Source organism: Shewanella hanedai (assembly GCF_007197645.1).
GTDB classification, from domain to species: domain Bacteria; phylum Pseudomonadota; class Gammaproteobacteria; order Enterobacterales; family Shewanellaceae; genus Shewanella; species Shewanella hanedai.
Genome location: NZ_VKGK01000012.1, coordinates 109,396 through 125,378, shown reverse-complemented (window position 1 = coordinate 125,378; position 15,983 = coordinate 109,396). Strand labels below are relative to the sequence as shown.

Here is a 15,983-nt window from a genome sequence, read left to right as displayed (position 1 = left end):
CCTCTTGCCTCGTTGATTTTTGAATCCATCAAAACTTAGCGATTAGGTTGCCTTTACGGATATTATCCAAAGCAATAATCAGTTCGTTACCATCTACAGTTAGTGTGAGCATCTGCCCTTCAACACCGCTGACGGTCCCCTTTAAATTACGACTACCCGCAACAGGCATAGTCAGTTGAACTTTTACAGTCTCACCGGTGTAAGCAGTATATTGCGCGGCGTTAAATAACGGCCGATCTACACCGGGAGAAGAAACTTCTAATGTGTATTCAGTTGAGATGGGGTCTTCAACATCTAGCACGGCACTTACCTGACGGCTGACCTCGGCACAATCTTCAATGAAGATGCCTTTCTCATTATCAATATAAACTCGTAAGATTGAGTGTTTACCCGCTTGGATATACTCTAATCCCCAAAGTGTGTGGCCTAATGCCTCAACTGGAGATTTAAGTATCTCTTCCAGTTTCTTTTCTATCGTTGCCAAGGTGACCCCCCGAAAAACAAAAAAGGGCTAAATAGCCCCAGACAACACCGAATTAACGGTATTTTATAAGTTCCAGATAACAAAAAACCCCGTAAAAACGAGGTCGTTGATTTTAGAACCTGTAAACAATCATAGACATATCTACGATTGAGAAGCTGGTTGCGGGGACCGGATTTGAACCGATGACCTTCGGGTTATGAGCCCGACGAGCTACCAAACTGCTCCACCCCGCGTCAACTGCTGCAAGTATATTGACTAATCAAACTACTTGCAATAATAAAGCGAATAACATTCGTTTTATTATTTTTTGAACTTATCTGCAATGTAAGTCATTACAAATAAACTCTAAACTGGTGCGGATGGGGGGACTTGAACCCCCACGAGCTTGCGCTCACCAGCCCCTCAAGCTGGCGTGTCTACCAATTCCACCACATCCGCATGTGATTAACTTATATTTATATCCAAAGTATGGATAACGAATCTCAAGCTGGCGTATCTAATATCAACCCCACCATATTCGCATGTGACTACCTTTGTTTTATATCTAAGATATAGATAACGAATCTCAGCTGGCGTATCTAATATCAACACCACCATATTCGCATGTCTTACTTATCTATTTTTCGCTATCTTTTAAGGGATGATAGCGACAGATAATGCTCTAAAATTTTAAGAGCGATCAAACACTCACCGAGGTGAAGTTTGATTTAGTCAGGGATTTTATCTTCTGACTTTTCAGTTTCGATTGCAGTATCAGTCACTTGTTCAGTCACCTGTGCTGCATCAGAACTCAAATCTTTCCATGCATCTTCAGACTTGGCATGATTTGCACTTAAGTTACCAATAATTAGGCTTAGTGCAAAAAAACCAACTGCTAAAATTGCAGTTGAACGAGTCAAAAAGTTACCAGCACCTGATGATCCGAACAATGTTGCTGATGCACCGGCGCCAAATGAGGCTCCCATGTCAGCGCCTTTACCTTGCTGCAGTAAAATCAAGGCAACTAAGCCAATTGAAACCAACAAGTATACAACCATTAAAACTTCGTACATATTATGCGCTCATCGCTATGGAACATAAACTTAAAAACTCGGTAGAGTTTAAGCTCACACCGCCAATCAATCCACCATCGACATCAGGTTGAGCAAATAAATCTGCTGCATTACTCGGTGTTACGCTGCCACCGTACAAAATCCTGATATTCTCTCCAATAAATGGAGACACTTCAGAGAGGCGTTTGCGAATAAACGCATGAACTTCTTGCGCCTGCTCTGGCGTAGCACTTTTACCGGTTCCTACAGCCCATAAAGGCTCGTAGGCGATAATTGCGTTATCAAAAGCCATGGTGCCATTCTTTTCAATGACAATGTCTAACTCTTCTGCGATCACTTCAAAAGTGCGTCTCGCTTCTCTAGCTGGACCTGATTCACCAACACATAATATCGGTGTCAAACCATGTTTCTGAGCTGCTGCAAATTTATCAGCAACAATATCACTTGTTTCACCGTACATACGGCGACGTTCGGAGTGACCGATAATAACATATCGACATCCTGAATCTTTTAACATCTGCCCTGACACTTCACCAGTATAAGCACCAAAATCATGTTGACTAAGGTTTTGGGCGCCCATTCTGACAAGACAACCATTTAAGGCTTCCTTGTTAGCGTCTAACTGCTGACGAACACTTTCTAGATAAATACTTGGCGGACACAAAACCACTTCCGCTGAATCGTTTTGAAGTTTGGTAGCGAACTTATTGAATAGCTCTTGTGCAAGTTGCGCACTGCCATTCATTTTCCAGTTACCAGCGACCATTGGACGTCTGAGTGCCATTTGTGTCTCCTCTGAAAGCGGTGAGGATAATAGCGAACCGCTTAGAAACTTACAATAGCTAAAGCAGTAATAATTAGGAATAAACGTTGGAACGCTGCTTTTTCATCCGCAAAGATCTATTTATCCATCAAATTGTATTTAAATACGACTTTAAAAAGAATTAGCCAAATAATTTAGCTAATTCTTAATTACAACAACCCAACCTAAAGCCAATTTTGAAACTGAGTCTTAAACTAAGTTTCTGACTGCATCAGCAATATAGTTTGCATGTTTAATGACATCAGCTTCTACATCACCTTCTACCATCACTCGGATTAAAGGCTCTGTGCCAGACTTTCTTAATAGCACACGACCACGCTCACCAAGTTGCGATTCAACCAGTTTTTGAGCTTCAAGTACTTCTACAGAAGTCAACGGGTTATGTTCACCTTCAAAGCGGACATTAACCAATACTTGCGGCAACATTGTAATATTCGCAGTCAGCTCTTCAAGAGTTGCATTTTGACGACACATCGCCGCTAACACCAAAATACCCGCGACAATACCATCACCTGTGGTGCCATGATCTAAATTCAGAATGTGGCCAGAGTTTTCACCACCAATACGCCAGCCTTTCTCTTTTAGCAGGGTCATCACATAGCGATCACCGACATTAGAGCGAGCAAATGGGATATCTAACGCTTGCAGTGCAAGGTGCAAACCTAGGTTAGACATCAATGTACCTACAACGCCACCACAAAGCACGCCACGAGATTGAGCATCACAAGCTAAAATATAGAGGATCTCATCACCATCAATCACCTTACCATGACGATTGACCATCATGATACGGTCACCGTCACCGTCTAACGCTATACCTAGGTCCGCTTTTTCTGAAATAACGGTTTCACATATCTTCGCCATCGAAGTCGCGCCAACTTCATGGTTAATGTTCAGCCCATCGGGTTTATCCCCAATAGCAATCACGTCTGCGCCTAACTCACGGAAAACATTAGGGGCGATATGGTAAGTGGCGCCATGGGCACAATCGACCACGATTTTTAACCCACGCAAGGTATGTTCTGCTGGAAAGTTACCTTTGCAGTATTCGATATAACGACCTGGCGCATCATCGATACGAGAGACTTTACCTAACAGATGAGATTCAACGCAGATAAGTGGTTTTTCGAGTTCACGTTCAATCTCAAGTTCCACCTCATCATCAAGTTTACTACCATCGGTCGAAAAGAATTTGATGCCGTTATCGTAATAAGGGTTATGAGATGCACTGATAACCACCCCAGCTTCAGCCCTGAACGTTCTCGTTAAATAAGCAACTGCGGGTGTCGGCATCGGTCCCATTAGCATTACGTTGAGCCCAGCTGCCGATAAACCAGCTTCCATTGCAGACTCAAACAGATAACCAGATATCCGTGTATCTTTACCTATAATCACTTTCTGAGTGCCGGTTCGAGATAATACTCTTCCCGCTGCCCAACCCAGCTTTAATGCCAATTCGGGTGTCATTTTACCAGCACCGACTTTACCTCGAATGCCATCAGTTCCAAAAAATTTCTTCATAGTCATAACCCCAATTTTATTCCTTTGGTAAACAAAGAAATAAAGATAAAAAACGCCATCAGTCTACTGTTCGTAACCTAACCTACGCTGAACAGGACTAAATGTTATTATTTTGTTTCTAAAAAAAATAGGTGCGACACGACCATTAAACATGCTCATAATGAACTGTCGCCTTCATCACCTTTAATACATCTAAGGTCTGAGGAACATCGTGCACTCTAAAGATATGTCCCCCGCCTTGCGCAGCTAATAACACTCCCGCCAAACTTCCCGCTAAACGTTCTGAAACATCACGATTAAGCAGATTCCCCATCATGCTCTTACGAGACAAGCCAATTAGCATAGGTAAGCCTAGCACCTTAAACTCGCTTAAGCGGTTAAGTAATTCATAATTGTGAGATAGCGTTTTACCAAAACCAAAACCTGGGTCTAAAATGATATTCTCACGCTTAATGCCAGCATCTATACATGCTTGAACGCGCAACTCAAAAAAGGCTTTGATATCGTCAACAACATCCACATATTCAGGTAAAGCTTGCATGGTTCTTGGTTGCCCTTGCATATGCATAAGGCACACAGGTACCTGTAACCTTGCAGCGGCCTCAAGCGCCCCGCACTCTTGTAGTGCACGTACGTCATTGATGAGGTGAGCCCCAGCTTTAACTGCAGCTTCCATCACGGCAGCTTTACTGGTATCAACAGAGATCCAGACATCGTGATGTTTAGCCACATACTCAACCAAAGGAATAACTCGGCTAAGCTCCTCCTCTAAGGTGACCTCTGCAGCACCAGGTCTTGTTGACTCACCACCAATATCAATGCATTTGGCACCTTGAGCGACCATCTCATCAGCATGGTTACATGCCAACTTGAAACTAGAAAACTGTCCACCATCGGAAAATGAGTCAGGGGTGACATTAAGGATCCCCATCACAATAGGGCTTTCAAGATCTAAGGATTTATTACCACTTTTTAGTTTAAACACCAACACTCCAGAATAAAGGGACTAAGCCGGAAACAAGAAAACCCCATAACGGGGTTTTCTTCAATTAAGCAAAAGCTAATTACTTCGCTGTAGATTCGTCAATTTCATTGACGTCAGTGGCTTTCGCTTGTTCAGGCTCAGTTTGCACTTCATCTTCAGCGGTATCTTCAGATGTTGCTGATTTGCCGCCCTTATCATTGCTTGAACTATTATCGTCCATGTTCCAATCAACTGGAGCACGAACTTCTTTACGGTCCATCAAATCTGCGATTTGATTTGAATCGATAGTTTCATACTTCATCAAAGCATCTTTCATGGCATGGAGAATATCCATGTTGTCCTGCAAGTATGTCTGCGCACGTTGATAGTTATTATCGATAAGAGTTTTAACCTCATAATCAATGATACTGGCTGTTTCGTCTGACATATGCTGTGACTTGCCCATGCTACGCCCTAAGAAAACTTCGTTTTCATCTTCGGCGTAAAGAACAGGTCCTAACTTCTCAGAGAAACCCCACTGAGTAACCATGTTACGTGCAATTGAAGTCGCATATTTAATGTCTTGAGAAGCACCGGTTGATACTCTCTCACTACCATAAATAATCTCTTCCGCTAATCGTCCACCATAAGCCACTGAGATTTGACTCTCCAACTTACGACGACTCTGACTTATTGCATCAGCTTCTGGTAAAAAGAAGGTTACACCCAGAGCACGACCACGAGGAATGATAGTCACCTTATGCACAGGATCGTGCTCAGGTACTAAGCAACCTACGATAGCATGACCAGCTTCATGGTAAGCCGTCATCTCTTTCTCTTCTTCAGACATCACCATGGTACGGCGCTCTGCACCCATCATGATCTTATCTTTAGCACTTTCAAACTCTTCCATACCAACGATACGGCGATTACCACGAGCAGCAAACAGCGCAGCTTCGTTGACAAGGTTTGCCAAATCCGCACCAGAAAACCCTGGTGTACCACGAGCAATAACACTCGCTTTAACATCATCAGCTAAAGGCACTTTACGCATGTGCACTTTTAAGATCTGCTCACGACCACGAACATCCGGAAGACCTACCACCACTTGGCGGTCAAAACGGCCTGGACGAAGCAATGCAGCATCTAACACATCTGGACGGTTAGTTGCGGCAATCACGATCACGCCTTCGTTACCTTCAAAGCCATCCATCTCAACCAACATCTGGTTCAATGTCTGCTCACGCTCATCGTGTCCACCACCAACACCCGCGCCACGTTGGCGACCTACGGCATCGATCTCATCGATAAAGATGATACAAGGCGCTGACTTCTTAGCTTGCTCAAACATGTCACGCACACGAGATGCACCAACACCAACAAACATTTCAACGAAATCTGAACCCGAAATAGTAAAGAAAGGCACCTTAGCTTCGCCAGCAATCGCCTTAGCAAGCAACGTCTTACCTGTTCCAGGAGGACCAACAAGCAAAATACCTGTAGGAATTCGCCCGCCTAGCTTTTGGAATCGAGTCGGTTCTTTAAGGTAATCGACCAGCTCTTTAACGTCTTCTTTAGCTTCGTCACAACCCGCAACATCACTAAAAGTCGTCTTAATCTGATCTTCGCTCATCAATTTGGCTTTACTCTTACCAAAAGACATCGCGCCCTTACCACCGCCGCCTTGCATCTGACGCATGAAGAAAATCCACACACCGATAAGCAGCAACATTGGGAACCAAGAGATAAAGATCTGAGTTAAAAACCCTGATTCTTCAGCTTCCTGCCCTTTCATGGTAATCCCTTTACGATCGAGATCATTAATGAGATCTCTATCAAAAAGAGGCATTATAGTCGTGAACTTTTCCCCTGTACGCAGAGTACCTTCAATTGTACGCTGATCGCTTTTTATCTCGACGGTATTAACCTGTCCAGTACGGACATCATCTAGAAAAGCGGAATAATCCATCTTCGACGCACTGGAAGAAGAGGGGGAATAGCCCTGAAAAACAGACATCAGCACAACGGCGATGACTACCCAGAGAATTAAATTTTTTGCCATATCACTCAAAATTACTAGACCTCATGCAGTCTTGCGATTATTGACCATAGAATACGACAACTCGTACCCAATCAGCCTTGCGGTTACTGACATTAAAAGTACAACTTGTATACCCTATCAGTCTTGCGATTATCTATGTTAATGCACAATAATTTGCACGTTAACACAGTCTTGCGATTATTGAGGCTAGAGTACTACAACTTGTACCCTGTCGCCACAAGATAGACTTCACGCGAACGAGCTCGCGAAGAGTCTGGCTTACGTGTTTTAACGGTTTTAAACGCCTCTTTTACCGCTTTCATATACTCTTCAAAGCCCTCCCCCTGAAAGACTTTGACAGCAAAGCAACCATTAGGTGCCAACACTTGATGACACATATCTAATGCTAACTCAACTAAATACATAGCGCGAGGTTGATCTACACCACCAGTACCACTCATATTAGGCGCCATGTCAGATAAAACAACATCGACCTTGGCATCACCTACACGAGTTAATAAAGCATCGAGAACTTTTTCCTCTCTAAAATCTCCTTGAAGAAAATCTACACCGACGATGGGATCCATTGGCAAAATATCGCATGCGATAACTTTACCATCATCTCCCGCTAATTTAACTGCCACTTGTGACCAACCACCTGGAGCGGCCCCTAAATCTACTACAGTCATTCCGGGACGAATTAATTTATCTTTCTCCTGGATCTCCTCTATTTTAAACGCGGCACGTGAACGAAATCCACGCTTTTGAGCTAGTTTGACATAGTGATCATCAAAATGTTCCTGCATCCAACGGGAGGAACTCGCCGTTCGTTTTTTTCCTGACATTTAAAATCCGCAACAAATGAGAGTTACATAATGGGTATATAAGGGTAGAATAGCCGTTTTTCAACAGTAACTCAGCATAAAGTTGGTAGAAATGAACTTAACAACCAAACAAAAACAGCACTTAAAAGGCTTAGCGCATGATTTGAAGCCTGTAGTGATGCTTGGTTCCAATGGCTTGACTGAAGGTGTACTGGCGGAAATAGATAATGCACTCGCTTATCATGAACTGATCAAAGTGAAAATAGCCTCTGGTGACAGAGAGTTAAAAAATGCAGTCGTTGATGCCATTGTACGTGAAACTCAAGCTGTAAAAATACAGCAAATCGGTCACGTCCTTGTACTATTCCGTCAATCTGAAGAGATGAAAATTGCTGTTCCAAAAGCAAAGTAATCTTTTTTGATAAACATTAGGTGCTCTAACCTTCCATAGCGCCTAATGTTTAATACCTATCGGTATAAAATAAAACGGAGCCACTGAATTTTCAGTGGCTCCGTTTTTTTATGGCGTATCGTCAATCGGTACCAATTTATAATGCTCTGAGTTCAAGCCCAATAACTCAGGTAAGCAGGTTCCTATCGAAATTGAAGACCAGGTTCCAGTAATTATGCCGATAAACATGGCTATCGAGAAGCTCTCAAGCGGTGGCCCTCCCATAAACCACAATGCACTGATCGTGAGTAAAGTGGTACCACTGGTCACCATCGTTCGCGCAAAGGTTGCACGCACAGCCTCATCATTAACTTGCGTCGTGGTCCAATTCGTTTTGATGGTAAGCAACTCCCGTATTCTGTCGGCAATCACAATCGAGTCATTCAGTGAGTAACCGAGGACGGCCATTACTGCAGCGAGAACAGTCAAATTAAACTCCATCTGCGTCAAGGAGAAAAATGCCAGCACCAGCAACACATCATGCAACAAAGCTAACAGAGAGCCACTCGCTAAGCGCCACTCAAAACGGTAACTCAAGTAAGCCATGATACACAAGACTGATACCAGTAACGCTAAGCCTCCTTGCTCTGCTAACTCTAGCCCTACTTGAGGTCCGACAATACTGCTATTGAGGACTTCGATATTACTGTCTAACGGTAGCAGCACTGCAGCAATATCAATGGCATTGTTGCCAACATTCTCGTCACTGGCTGGCAAGCTATAACGCAATACCCAGCGACCAGGTTCGTTAGCAGAAATGACACTCACGTCCTGTTCAGATGTTCCGCTCAACAACGTCTGTATCTCATGACTTGTCACTAAGCTGTCAAGTCGTACTTCAGTGACAACACCTCCTGTGAAATCTAATCCCCAGTTAAACCCTTTTACAGAGATCACTGCAAGTGATGAGATCATTAAGATAACGGAGAGCACACTGGTAAAGTATCTCAACTTGGTGAGTGGCATAGCTTTGGTCAAGGTCTCTATTGTTTTATTCGAATTAGTTGAGTTCATATTACACCTTCAAATCACGGCTAAAATTACGACCATAGGCCAAATTTGTTAATGCTCTAGATACAAAAATACCGGTGAACATACTGGTTAGCAGTCCTAAACCTAAGGTCAAAGCAAAACCTTGAATAGGACCATTACCGATTGAATAGAGCACCACGGCAGTGATCATCGTCGTCAGGTTCGCATCTAAAATAGTCGAAAATGCACTGTTAAAACCTTTATCTATCGCATGTGCGAAGTCCCTTCCCTCTCGTAAATTATCCCGAATGCGCTCAAAAATAAGCACATTAGTATCAACCGCCATTCCCACCGTTAACACTAAGCCCGCAATACCCGGTAAGGTCAAAACTGCGCCCGGAATAAGCGCTATCAAGCCAAACAAAATCACCATATTCAACAGCAAAGCCACATTGGCAATCCAACCTAGGCGACGATACCATAGCGCCATAAACAATAATGTCATCGCCATGCCTAACGCTAACGCCGCAAAGCCATTAGTAATATTTTCAGCACCTAAACTCGGGCCTATGGTGCGTTCTTCGACAATCGTCACTGGTGCCGTCATTGAGCCAGCTCTCAGTAACAAGGCCAATTGCTGCGCCTCTTCATAATTCCCAGAGCCAGTGATGACGAAACGTTTACCCAATTGAGCCTGAATGGTCGCAACACTGATAATCTCAGTTGTTTGACGAACCTTTCCATCAACATCACGAGAGTATTCGCTATACGATGTCGCCATCGGTTCACCTATTTTATCCCTGGTGAAATCTGACATCATGCTGGCACCCGTCGCATCTAAAGTGATATTCACTTCAGCTCCGCCCATCTCGCCGACTCCCGCTCTAGCATCAACAATATGTTCACCACCAAGCACCGCTCTACGCTCTACATATACAGAAGAGTTCGCTTTATCTTTCAGTACTTTCGCATTAACCGAACCGGGTTCCATAACGGCATAAAACGCCAAGCTCGCGGTAGCACCTATGACACTCTTAGCTGCAGCAGGATCTTGCACGCCTGGTAATTCGATGCGAATTCGATGCTCACCTTGACGCTGAACAAGCGCCTCAGAGATCCCAAGTTGCTCAATACGACTACGCATAATTTGTAAGTTCTGTTTCACCGTCAAATCTCGAAGTAGTATTTTCTCCTCTTCTTTCAATGAAATGACAAATGCGGCATCACCTTTACTCTCAAGTTTCCAAGCAGAATATTGGCTAGAAAGCAGTGATTTTAACTTGGCAATGTTGGCAGAATTCGTCACCGTCATGGAGACGTTTACTCCACCAACCACGCGCACTTTAGTCCCCATCAACTTGTTCTCTCTGGAGTATTGACGTATTGAGTCAACCAAAGATTCTGCTTGCATTCTGTAAACTGGCTCAAGATCAACATCCAGTAAAAACTGCACTCCGCCACGAAGATCAAGGCCCAGTTTGATTGGACTAACACCAAGAGATAACAACCAGTTTGGCGCAGCGGGCGCAAGCGCTAAAGTTAACTCATCAGGGGCTAGTACATAGGATGTGAGGAATTGCTTGGCTTGTGCTTGTTGACTCTGAGAGTCAAGTACCACAAGTGTTTCGCCTTGATTTTGGTCAATTCGTTTTACATCAAAGCCTGCCTCGGTCAAGTTTTGATGTAATGTCACTGCAGGGAGGGCTAGCCCGGCTTTATCACCAATTTGAACAGCTGCATCTTCACCATAAAAGCTTGGCAGAGCACTGAAAAACATGACTATAGCGGTGACGATAATGACGATATATTTCCAAGCTGAAAAATGATTTAACAGCTTTTTATTCTGAGTTCTTCTCATAAGAATTATTGCCTATAGGGCATCCATTAATAAAAACCTCCTGCTTAGCCATTGAGCTCAACCCATTCAAAATGTGGTTATGCTATGAACATGATGTCAGTCATAGACGGACAACTACGCCATACGGCAAGCAGGTAAAATTAAGCCAGCCATAGAAATATGACTTAGCTAAAAATGCAGGAATTAGCTTAGGAGATCTGTTGTGAGAAGCTGTACAGCAGGTTAGATTCCTTCCAGCCAGATATTTTGGATGGCTTAGGAGTCGCACTTAAGCGCCAATCAAGTGAAGGTAAAAAGTCCTCCCGATACCCAATGCAGAACGAAGGAGAGTCTGGAGAAACAAACTCGTAGGCCAGTAAGTAGTTGGGACGACACTGATGGGGATCATGATGGGTAAAGCCAAGTCGACGTGGTGAGGTAAGAACGACAAAACTTGCATCGTCTTGTTTTTCTTTCCAACTCTTACTTTGAACTGGCTGTGGTTTATGCTCTAAAACAATACCATCATCGCCACAAAAACTAACTTGTGATGGGGTAAATTCATCACTCTGACAATGAGCAGAGATAGGCAAGGCATGTTCGACAACACTCACACTTTCTGAAATATGTGCATATGCAGGATTGAGAAAAAATCCCCAAGCCAACAGCAACATTATTCCCATGCGAAGAAAAGCCAACAAATCCATTCCTAATCATTATTTTCAGTGATAGTAAAACTAGATACAAATAAACACAAACAGTTTTTAGAAATAAAGAGAGGTACGGTTAAAACAATATCGCTCACCTACACAAGGCATAGAGCCTAAATCTGTAAAAGGAGTAAGTACGTCATTATGCAAAAAACCGCAATTATGCGGTTTTAATAGGTAAAATAAGCAGCTATATCGATTAGATATATTGAACTGCCGTAATCTCGTACTCTGTCAAACCACCTGGAGTTTTGATGGTCACTTCATCATCAACACTCTTGCCTATTAGACCTCGTGCGATTGGTGAACTAACAGAAAGTAGATTGTCTTTAATATTAGCCTCGTCGTCACCCACTATTCTATAGGTCACTTCGACTTCAGTATCAATATTCAAGATAGTCACTGTAGTACCAAAGATAATTCGGCCAGTGTTTGGCATTTTAGTCACATCGATAATCTGAACATTTGACAGTTTACCTTCGATGTCACGCACTCTAGCTTCACATAGACCTTGCTCTTCGCGTGCTGCGTGATATTCGGCATTTTCCTTTAGATCGCCAAGTTCTCTTGCTTCACCGATTGCCTCTGCAATTTTAGGGCGCTTCTCAAACTTTAAGTAATCTAACTCTTTACGAAGTTGGTCTGCACCAACAACCGTCATAGGAACCTTGTTCATAGTACTCTTTCGTCTCCTTTAAAACAAAAGCAGCCTATGCTGACCAATTAAGAGTCAACACAGTAAATAAATATTTATCTTGGAATACCACATTCTATACATAGAGTGTCGATGATGCCAGTGGTGAACGAAGCAAGCTGCATAACCTGTCACACAGTTTCTAGCTTTCCTATCGAAAAATCCACTATTTAAAGATTAAATCATCACTAATCTAATTAGCCTACCTCTAAAATTAAACTGACTCACCTCTAAAGAGACTTATCAACAAATTCCCATCAAAAAACATTATAAAAAGCCATTCCCTGCAACTTATAGGATCTGCACTAGACTTAAATTGAAATGTAAATGCTCTAGCTATTTGAATACTAGCGACTTTAGACAGCATTCAAATAATCTGAGTAACAATAATATAGGGAATAATGATGAATAAGTATCTTGTACTAGCCGTAGGGCTATCAGCAGCATTTAACTACTCTTCAGCGGCATATGCCGATGAAGGGATAGTGGCTAATGTAGGTGTAACGAATAACTATATCTGGCGAGGAGTTACTCAAGCCGATGATAAACCAGCAGTTTCAGCAGGTATTGATTACGCTACTGATACCGGTATTTACGTCGGCACTTGGGCATCAAACGTTGATTTTGGTGGTGATGCCTCCACCGAATTAGACCTATACCTCGGTTTTGCAAATGAAGTTGGTGAGTTTAGCTATGACTTCGGTTATGTCTACTACGGCTATCCGGATGGAGACGACATAGACTTCGGTGAGGTCTATGGTTCTATAGGATGGAACTTTATCTCTGTCGGTATTTCCACCACAGCCCATTCTGACTGGTCTTCAGATTTCGGTGATGATATTTACATAGAAGCTAACCTTACCTTCGAAGTTTTAGGTGATATTGAACTAGGATTACATGTAGGCAGCTATAACTTTGATGATGGTCTCGACTATCAAGACTACAACGTTAGCCTAAGTAAGAGTGGGTTTAGCTTTATGCTAAGTCAGGTTAGCGAAGATGAAATTGATGAGGACTATAAAGTCGTCATGAGTTACACCCATGAGATAGACCTTTAATAGATAGACCTTTAATGACAAGTTAAAGGTATAAAAAAAGAGGCTTTAAAGCCTCTTTTTTGTGAGTTCAACCGGCTAGCAACTTAAACTCATAGAAGTACTAGACAGTATCTACTACAGCTTAAACTCTCTCATCTTCTCTTCAAGATTGATAACCAAAGAACTTAATTCATGGACATCAGATTTACTCAGCTCCGCTTTACTTGATATATTGAGTGATGTACTGGCTATCTCTGTAATGTTCTTATTTATCTCCCCCACCACTGAACTTTGCTCCTCTGATGCAGTGGCTATCTGCATATTCATATTACTCAGTTGGGAAACTAAGGCCAACACTTCAGCCAATATCTTACGATTCTCTTCACAGGCACTAATGCTGGCATTCGCCATCTGGCTCGATGAGTTCACCATTTTAACCGTCGTTTGTGTCTCTTGTTGCAAAGAGTTTATTTTCTCTCTGATATCTTCTGTTGACTGTTGGGTTCGTGAAGCAAGCGTTCTGACTTCATCGGCAACAACAGCAAAACCTCGTCCTTGCTCCCCCGCTCGAGCTGCTTCAATGGCAGCATTGAGCGCCAGTAAATTAGTCTGCTCCGCAATCGCTTGGATCACATCCAAAACTGAACCGATTGATTCACTTTCTTGAGCTAACTTCTCAATTGAAGCTGACGCTGAATTCATTTGAACATTCAATTCAGACATGTCGCTCTCTAATCGCCCTGCAACCTGACTGGTCTCCTGACATTTCTGTTCGGTGTCCCTTACCGAATCAGACGCGCTTGACGCATTCTGAGCGACCTCTTGAATCGTCGCCAGTAACTGATTAGTCGCCACAGCGACACTATCGGCACTATTAGACTGCTGCTTAGTTTGATCTGTTGTCTCACCTATATTGACTAACATTTTGTCTGTTGATGCCACTAATGTAGCAGCAAGTTCTTCAACACTGTTTAAAACTCCCTGCAATCCTTGCATTAACTGGTTAAAGGAGGTCGCTAATGAGAACAACTCATCATTACCTTTATAATCAATTCTCGCTGTGAGATCTTTTTCATCTGCAACTTTATTCACTTGAGAGATAAAGTTATTAATAGGATTGGATATTCCCCTACCAACAAAAATGCCTGCAACCAAGGTCAAAGGCATTAAGATAAGCATGATTAACATGATGATTTGCCAAATAGCTTTGAGCATTTCATCTTTATCTTGCATCGCTTCAGCGACATCTATTTCACTCAATATGACCCAGTTAACCCCTTTAATCTTCAACGGTGCAAAGGCTGATAACACGTCGACATTGCGGTAGTCCTTGATTGTCTTAATGTCTGTCTGACCGGATAAAGCAGCGTTTGCCCCTTCACTCATTACCTTTTGATAACCTATTGCAGAACCACTTGCTGCAATTTTCTCAACAATTTTAGCCTCAGTGCCCACTGCAGTTAATGCCTCGAGGTATCCATCTTTATCATCAAGTAAAAAACGACTCTGGCTTCGCAGTAGATGATCTTCACCCACTAAATAAGTTTCACCAGAACTCCCCATACCAACCTTGTTCCATTCGCTTTCAAACGTCATCAAGCTGTTAATTTCATCGATTGGCATCTGAAATATCAAAATACCTAACTTCTTACCTTCGCTTGAATATACTGGAGAAGAGATAAATGCAGCAGCAGCCTCATATGAGGGAAAGTAAGGTTTAAAATCGACTAAAAAGGTATCATTTTTTTGCGTACTGGCATTAGCCAATCTAAACGCTTCGGCGAGTCCGGTCTCTTTGTAGGGACCCGTTAAGAGTGAAGTCGCAAAATCTAGCTCTTTAAAAACGGAATACACCACAACTCCAGTTTCCGGCTCAACAAGAAAAATATCATAGAAGCCAAACGAGGTTAAATACTGGTTGAGATGAGGATGATACTTCTTGTGTAGCTCACTATAACGAGTGCCATCGTCTGCAGAAACAAGCTCATTTTTACCACCCAAAGGGTTTGGGTTACCACTAATATAGGCATGTTGGATTGATTTAGCATTATCGCTTAATTGCTCCAGTTTAGTGGTCGAGCTTGATGAGCTGGAGGGGTTTTGTGACTTGTACTCTTCATCAAACATCTGGGTATAGTACCCTTTCAACTCGCCATTCTCTTTGAGTTCTGTTTGCTTAGCATATTGAGAAAATGACTGCGGCAGCTCCTCCATCATATCCATAACCATGCGGTCATTAGACAAGGTCATCACCTCTTTCTCTATGGTCGAGAAATAACGTTCTATCTGGTTCTTCTGCACCTCTCTTATCGCGACAAGCCTATCGAATGCTCTTTTTTCTAACGCTGTTGATGCAATCGATGAGGACTTCCACCCCACCAGTGATCCTGCTGTAAGTATCCCAATTCCAGACAATAGAACGGTCGCTAAAATAATCTTACTCGAGATTTTCATGCCAACCCACCAACTAAGTTACAGTAAATAATATAAAGTCTAGTCGATATAAGAAAACTCGCGTTCCCAACTTAAGTCTGTGGTAATAAAAATAAAAAAGGCCGCGAATGCGGCCTTTT

The 15,983-nt window shown here is 42.7% G+C and carries 14 protein-coding genes and 2 tRNA genes; 2 read left to right on the top strand and 14 right to left on the bottom strand.

Going from position 1 to position 15,983, the window contains the following annotated elements:
• Positions 1 to 28: 28 nt before the first annotated feature.
• The 9 genes from rimP to rlmE all read right to left on the bottom strand — a co-directional run bounded on the left by rimP (position 29) and on the right by rlmE (position 7,730).
• Positions 29 to 484 carry a ribosome maturation factor RimP gene (gene rimP / locus FN961_RS11850; RefSeq protein WP_144040384.1) on the bottom strand — a complete coding sequence of 152 codons (456 nt, stop codon included), beginning with the start codon at positions 482 to 484 and terminating at the stop codon, positions 29 to 31.
• Positions 485 to 640: 156 nt separating this feature from the next.
• A tRNA-Met gene (locus FN961_RS11845) sits at positions 641 to 717 on the bottom strand.
• A gap of 118 nt (positions 718 to 835) precedes the next feature.
• A tRNA-Leu gene (locus FN961_RS11840) sits at positions 836 to 922 on the bottom strand.
• A 269-nt stretch (positions 923 to 1,191) separates the two neighbouring features.
• Positions 1,192 to 1,536 carry a preprotein translocase subunit SecG gene (gene secG, locus FN961_RS11835; RefSeq protein ID WP_144040383.1) on the bottom strand — a complete coding sequence of 115 codons (345 nt, stop codon included), beginning with the start codon at positions 1,534 to 1,536 and terminating at the stop codon, positions 1,192 to 1,194.
• A 1-nt stretch (position 1,537) separates the two neighbouring features.
• Positions 1,538 to 2,320, bottom strand: a complete 783-nt coding sequence (tpiA, locus tag FN961_RS11830; RefSeq protein ID WP_144040382.1) for a triose-phosphate isomerase — start codon at positions 2,318 to 2,320, stop codon at positions 1,538 to 1,540.
• Positions 2,321 to 2,548: 228 nt separating this feature from the next.
• Positions 2,549 to 3,886 (bottom strand): phosphoglucosamine mutase, encoded by a 1,338-nt coding sequence (glmM, locus tag FN961_RS11825; protein WP_144040381.1) that lies wholly within the window; start codon positions 3,884 to 3,886, stop codon positions 2,549 to 2,551.
• A 139-nt stretch (positions 3,887 to 4,025) separates the two neighbouring features.
• Positions 4,026 to 4,865: a dihydropteroate synthase gene (gene folP / locus FN961_RS11820; protein WP_144040380.1), complete on the bottom strand. Its 840-nt coding sequence runs from the start codon at positions 4,863 to 4,865 to the stop codon at positions 4,026 to 4,028.
• A gap of 79 nt (positions 4,866 to 4,944) precedes the next feature.
• Complete coding sequence (ftsH, locus tag FN961_RS11815) at positions 4,945 to 6,915, bottom strand: ATP-dependent zinc metalloprotease FtsH (RefSeq protein ID WP_144040379.1); 1,971 nt, start codon at positions 6,913 to 6,915, stop codon at positions 4,945 to 4,947.
• 185 nt (positions 6,916 to 7,100) lie between these two features.
• Positions 7,101 to 7,730 carry a 23S rRNA (uridine(2552)-2'-O)-methyltransferase RlmE gene (gene rlmE, locus FN961_RS11810; RefSeq protein WP_144040378.1) on the bottom strand — a complete coding sequence of 210 codons (630 nt, stop codon included), beginning with the start codon at positions 7,728 to 7,730 and terminating at the stop codon, positions 7,101 to 7,103.
• Between the two features lie 91 nt (positions 7,731 to 7,821).
• Between rlmE and yhbY the strand changes: the two genes are divergently transcribed.
• Positions 7,822 to 8,121, top strand: a complete 300-nt coding sequence (gene yhbY, locus FN961_RS11805; RefSeq protein WP_144040377.1) for a ribosome assembly RNA-binding protein YhbY — start codon at positions 7,822 to 7,824, stop codon at positions 8,119 to 8,121.
• A 108-nt stretch (positions 8,122 to 8,229) separates the two neighbouring features.
• Here yhbY and secF read toward each other — a convergent pair whose 3' ends face one another.
• From secF to greA, 4 genes are all read right to left on the bottom strand, one after another.
• Positions 8,230 to 9,174 carry a protein translocase subunit SecF gene (gene secF / locus FN961_RS11800; protein ID WP_144040376.1) on the bottom strand — a complete coding sequence of 315 codons (945 nt, stop codon included), beginning with the start codon at positions 9,172 to 9,174 and terminating at the stop codon, positions 8,230 to 8,232.
• 1 nt (position 9,175) lies between these two features.
• Positions 9,176 to 10,990, bottom strand: a complete 1,815-nt coding sequence (gene secD, locus FN961_RS11795; RefSeq protein WP_144040375.1) for a protein translocase subunit SecD — start codon at positions 10,988 to 10,990, stop codon at positions 9,176 to 9,178.
• Positions 10,991 to 11,178: 188 nt separating this feature from the next.
• Positions 11,179 to 11,670, bottom strand: coding sequence for a hypothetical protein (locus tag FN961_RS11790; protein WP_144040374.1), 492 nt, complete (start codon positions 11,668 to 11,670; stop codon positions 11,179 to 11,181).
• Between the two features lie 208 nt (positions 11,671 to 11,878).
• Positions 11,879 to 12,355 carry a transcription elongation factor GreA gene (gene greA / locus FN961_RS11785; RefSeq protein WP_144040373.1) on the bottom strand — a complete coding sequence of 159 codons (477 nt, stop codon included), beginning with the start codon at positions 12,353 to 12,355 and terminating at the stop codon, positions 11,879 to 11,881.
• Between the two features lie 422 nt (positions 12,356 to 12,777).
• Here greA and FN961_RS11780 point away from each other — a divergent pair, with 422 nt between their 5' ends.
• Positions 12,778 to 13,431: a TorF family putative porin gene (locus FN961_RS11780; RefSeq protein ID WP_185972780.1), complete on the top strand. Its 654-nt coding sequence runs from the start codon at positions 12,778 to 12,780 to the stop codon at positions 13,429 to 13,431.
• Between the two features lie 114 nt (positions 13,432 to 13,545).
• Here the strand turns inward: FN961_RS11780 and FN961_RS11775 are convergent, their stop codons facing one another.
• Positions 13,546 to 15,864: a methyl-accepting chemotaxis protein gene (locus FN961_RS11775; protein ID WP_144040371.1), complete on the bottom strand. Its 2,319-nt coding sequence runs from the start codon at positions 15,862 to 15,864 to the stop codon at positions 13,546 to 13,548.
• Positions 15,865 to 15,983: the final 119 nt, after the last annotated feature.

Bases quoted from the DNA above. Each gene is read 5' to 3' on its own strand.
- greA (WP_144040373.1), bottom strand. From the start codon at position 12,355: ATGAACAAGGTTCCTATGACGGTTGTTGGTGCAGACCAACTTCGTAAA.
- FN961_RS11775 (WP_144040371.1), bottom strand. From the start codon at position 15,864: ATGAAAATCTCGAGTAAGATTATTTTAGCGACCGTTCTATTGTCTGGA.
- rlmE (WP_144040378.1), bottom strand. From the start codon at position 7,730: ATGTCAGGAAAAAAACGAACGGCGAGTTCCTCCCGTTGGATGCAGGAA.
- secG (WP_144040383.1), bottom strand. From the start codon at position 1,536: ATGTACGAAGTTTTAATGGTTGTATACTTGTTGGTTTCAATTGGCTTA.
- FN961_RS11780 (WP_185972780.1), top strand. From the start codon at position 12,778: ATGAATAAGTATCTTGTACTAGCCGTAGGGCTATCAGCAGCATTTAAC.
- yhbY (WP_144040377.1), top strand. From the start codon at position 7,822: ATGAACTTAACAACCAAACAAAAACAGCACTTAAAAGGCTTAGCGCAT.
- secD (WP_144040375.1), bottom strand. From the start codon at position 10,990: ATGAGAAGAACTCAGAATAAAAAGCTGTTAAATCATTTTTCAGCTTGG.
- secF (WP_144040376.1), bottom strand. From the start codon at position 9,174: ATGAACTCAACTAATTCGAATAAAACAATAGAGACCTTGACCAAAGCT.
- tpiA (WP_144040382.1), bottom strand. From the start codon at position 2,320: ATGGCACTCAGACGTCCAATGGTCGCTGGTAACTGGAAAATGAATGGC.
- glmM (WP_144040381.1), bottom strand. From the start codon at position 3,886: ATGACTATGAAGAAATTTTTTGGAACTGATGGCATTCGAGGTAAAGTC.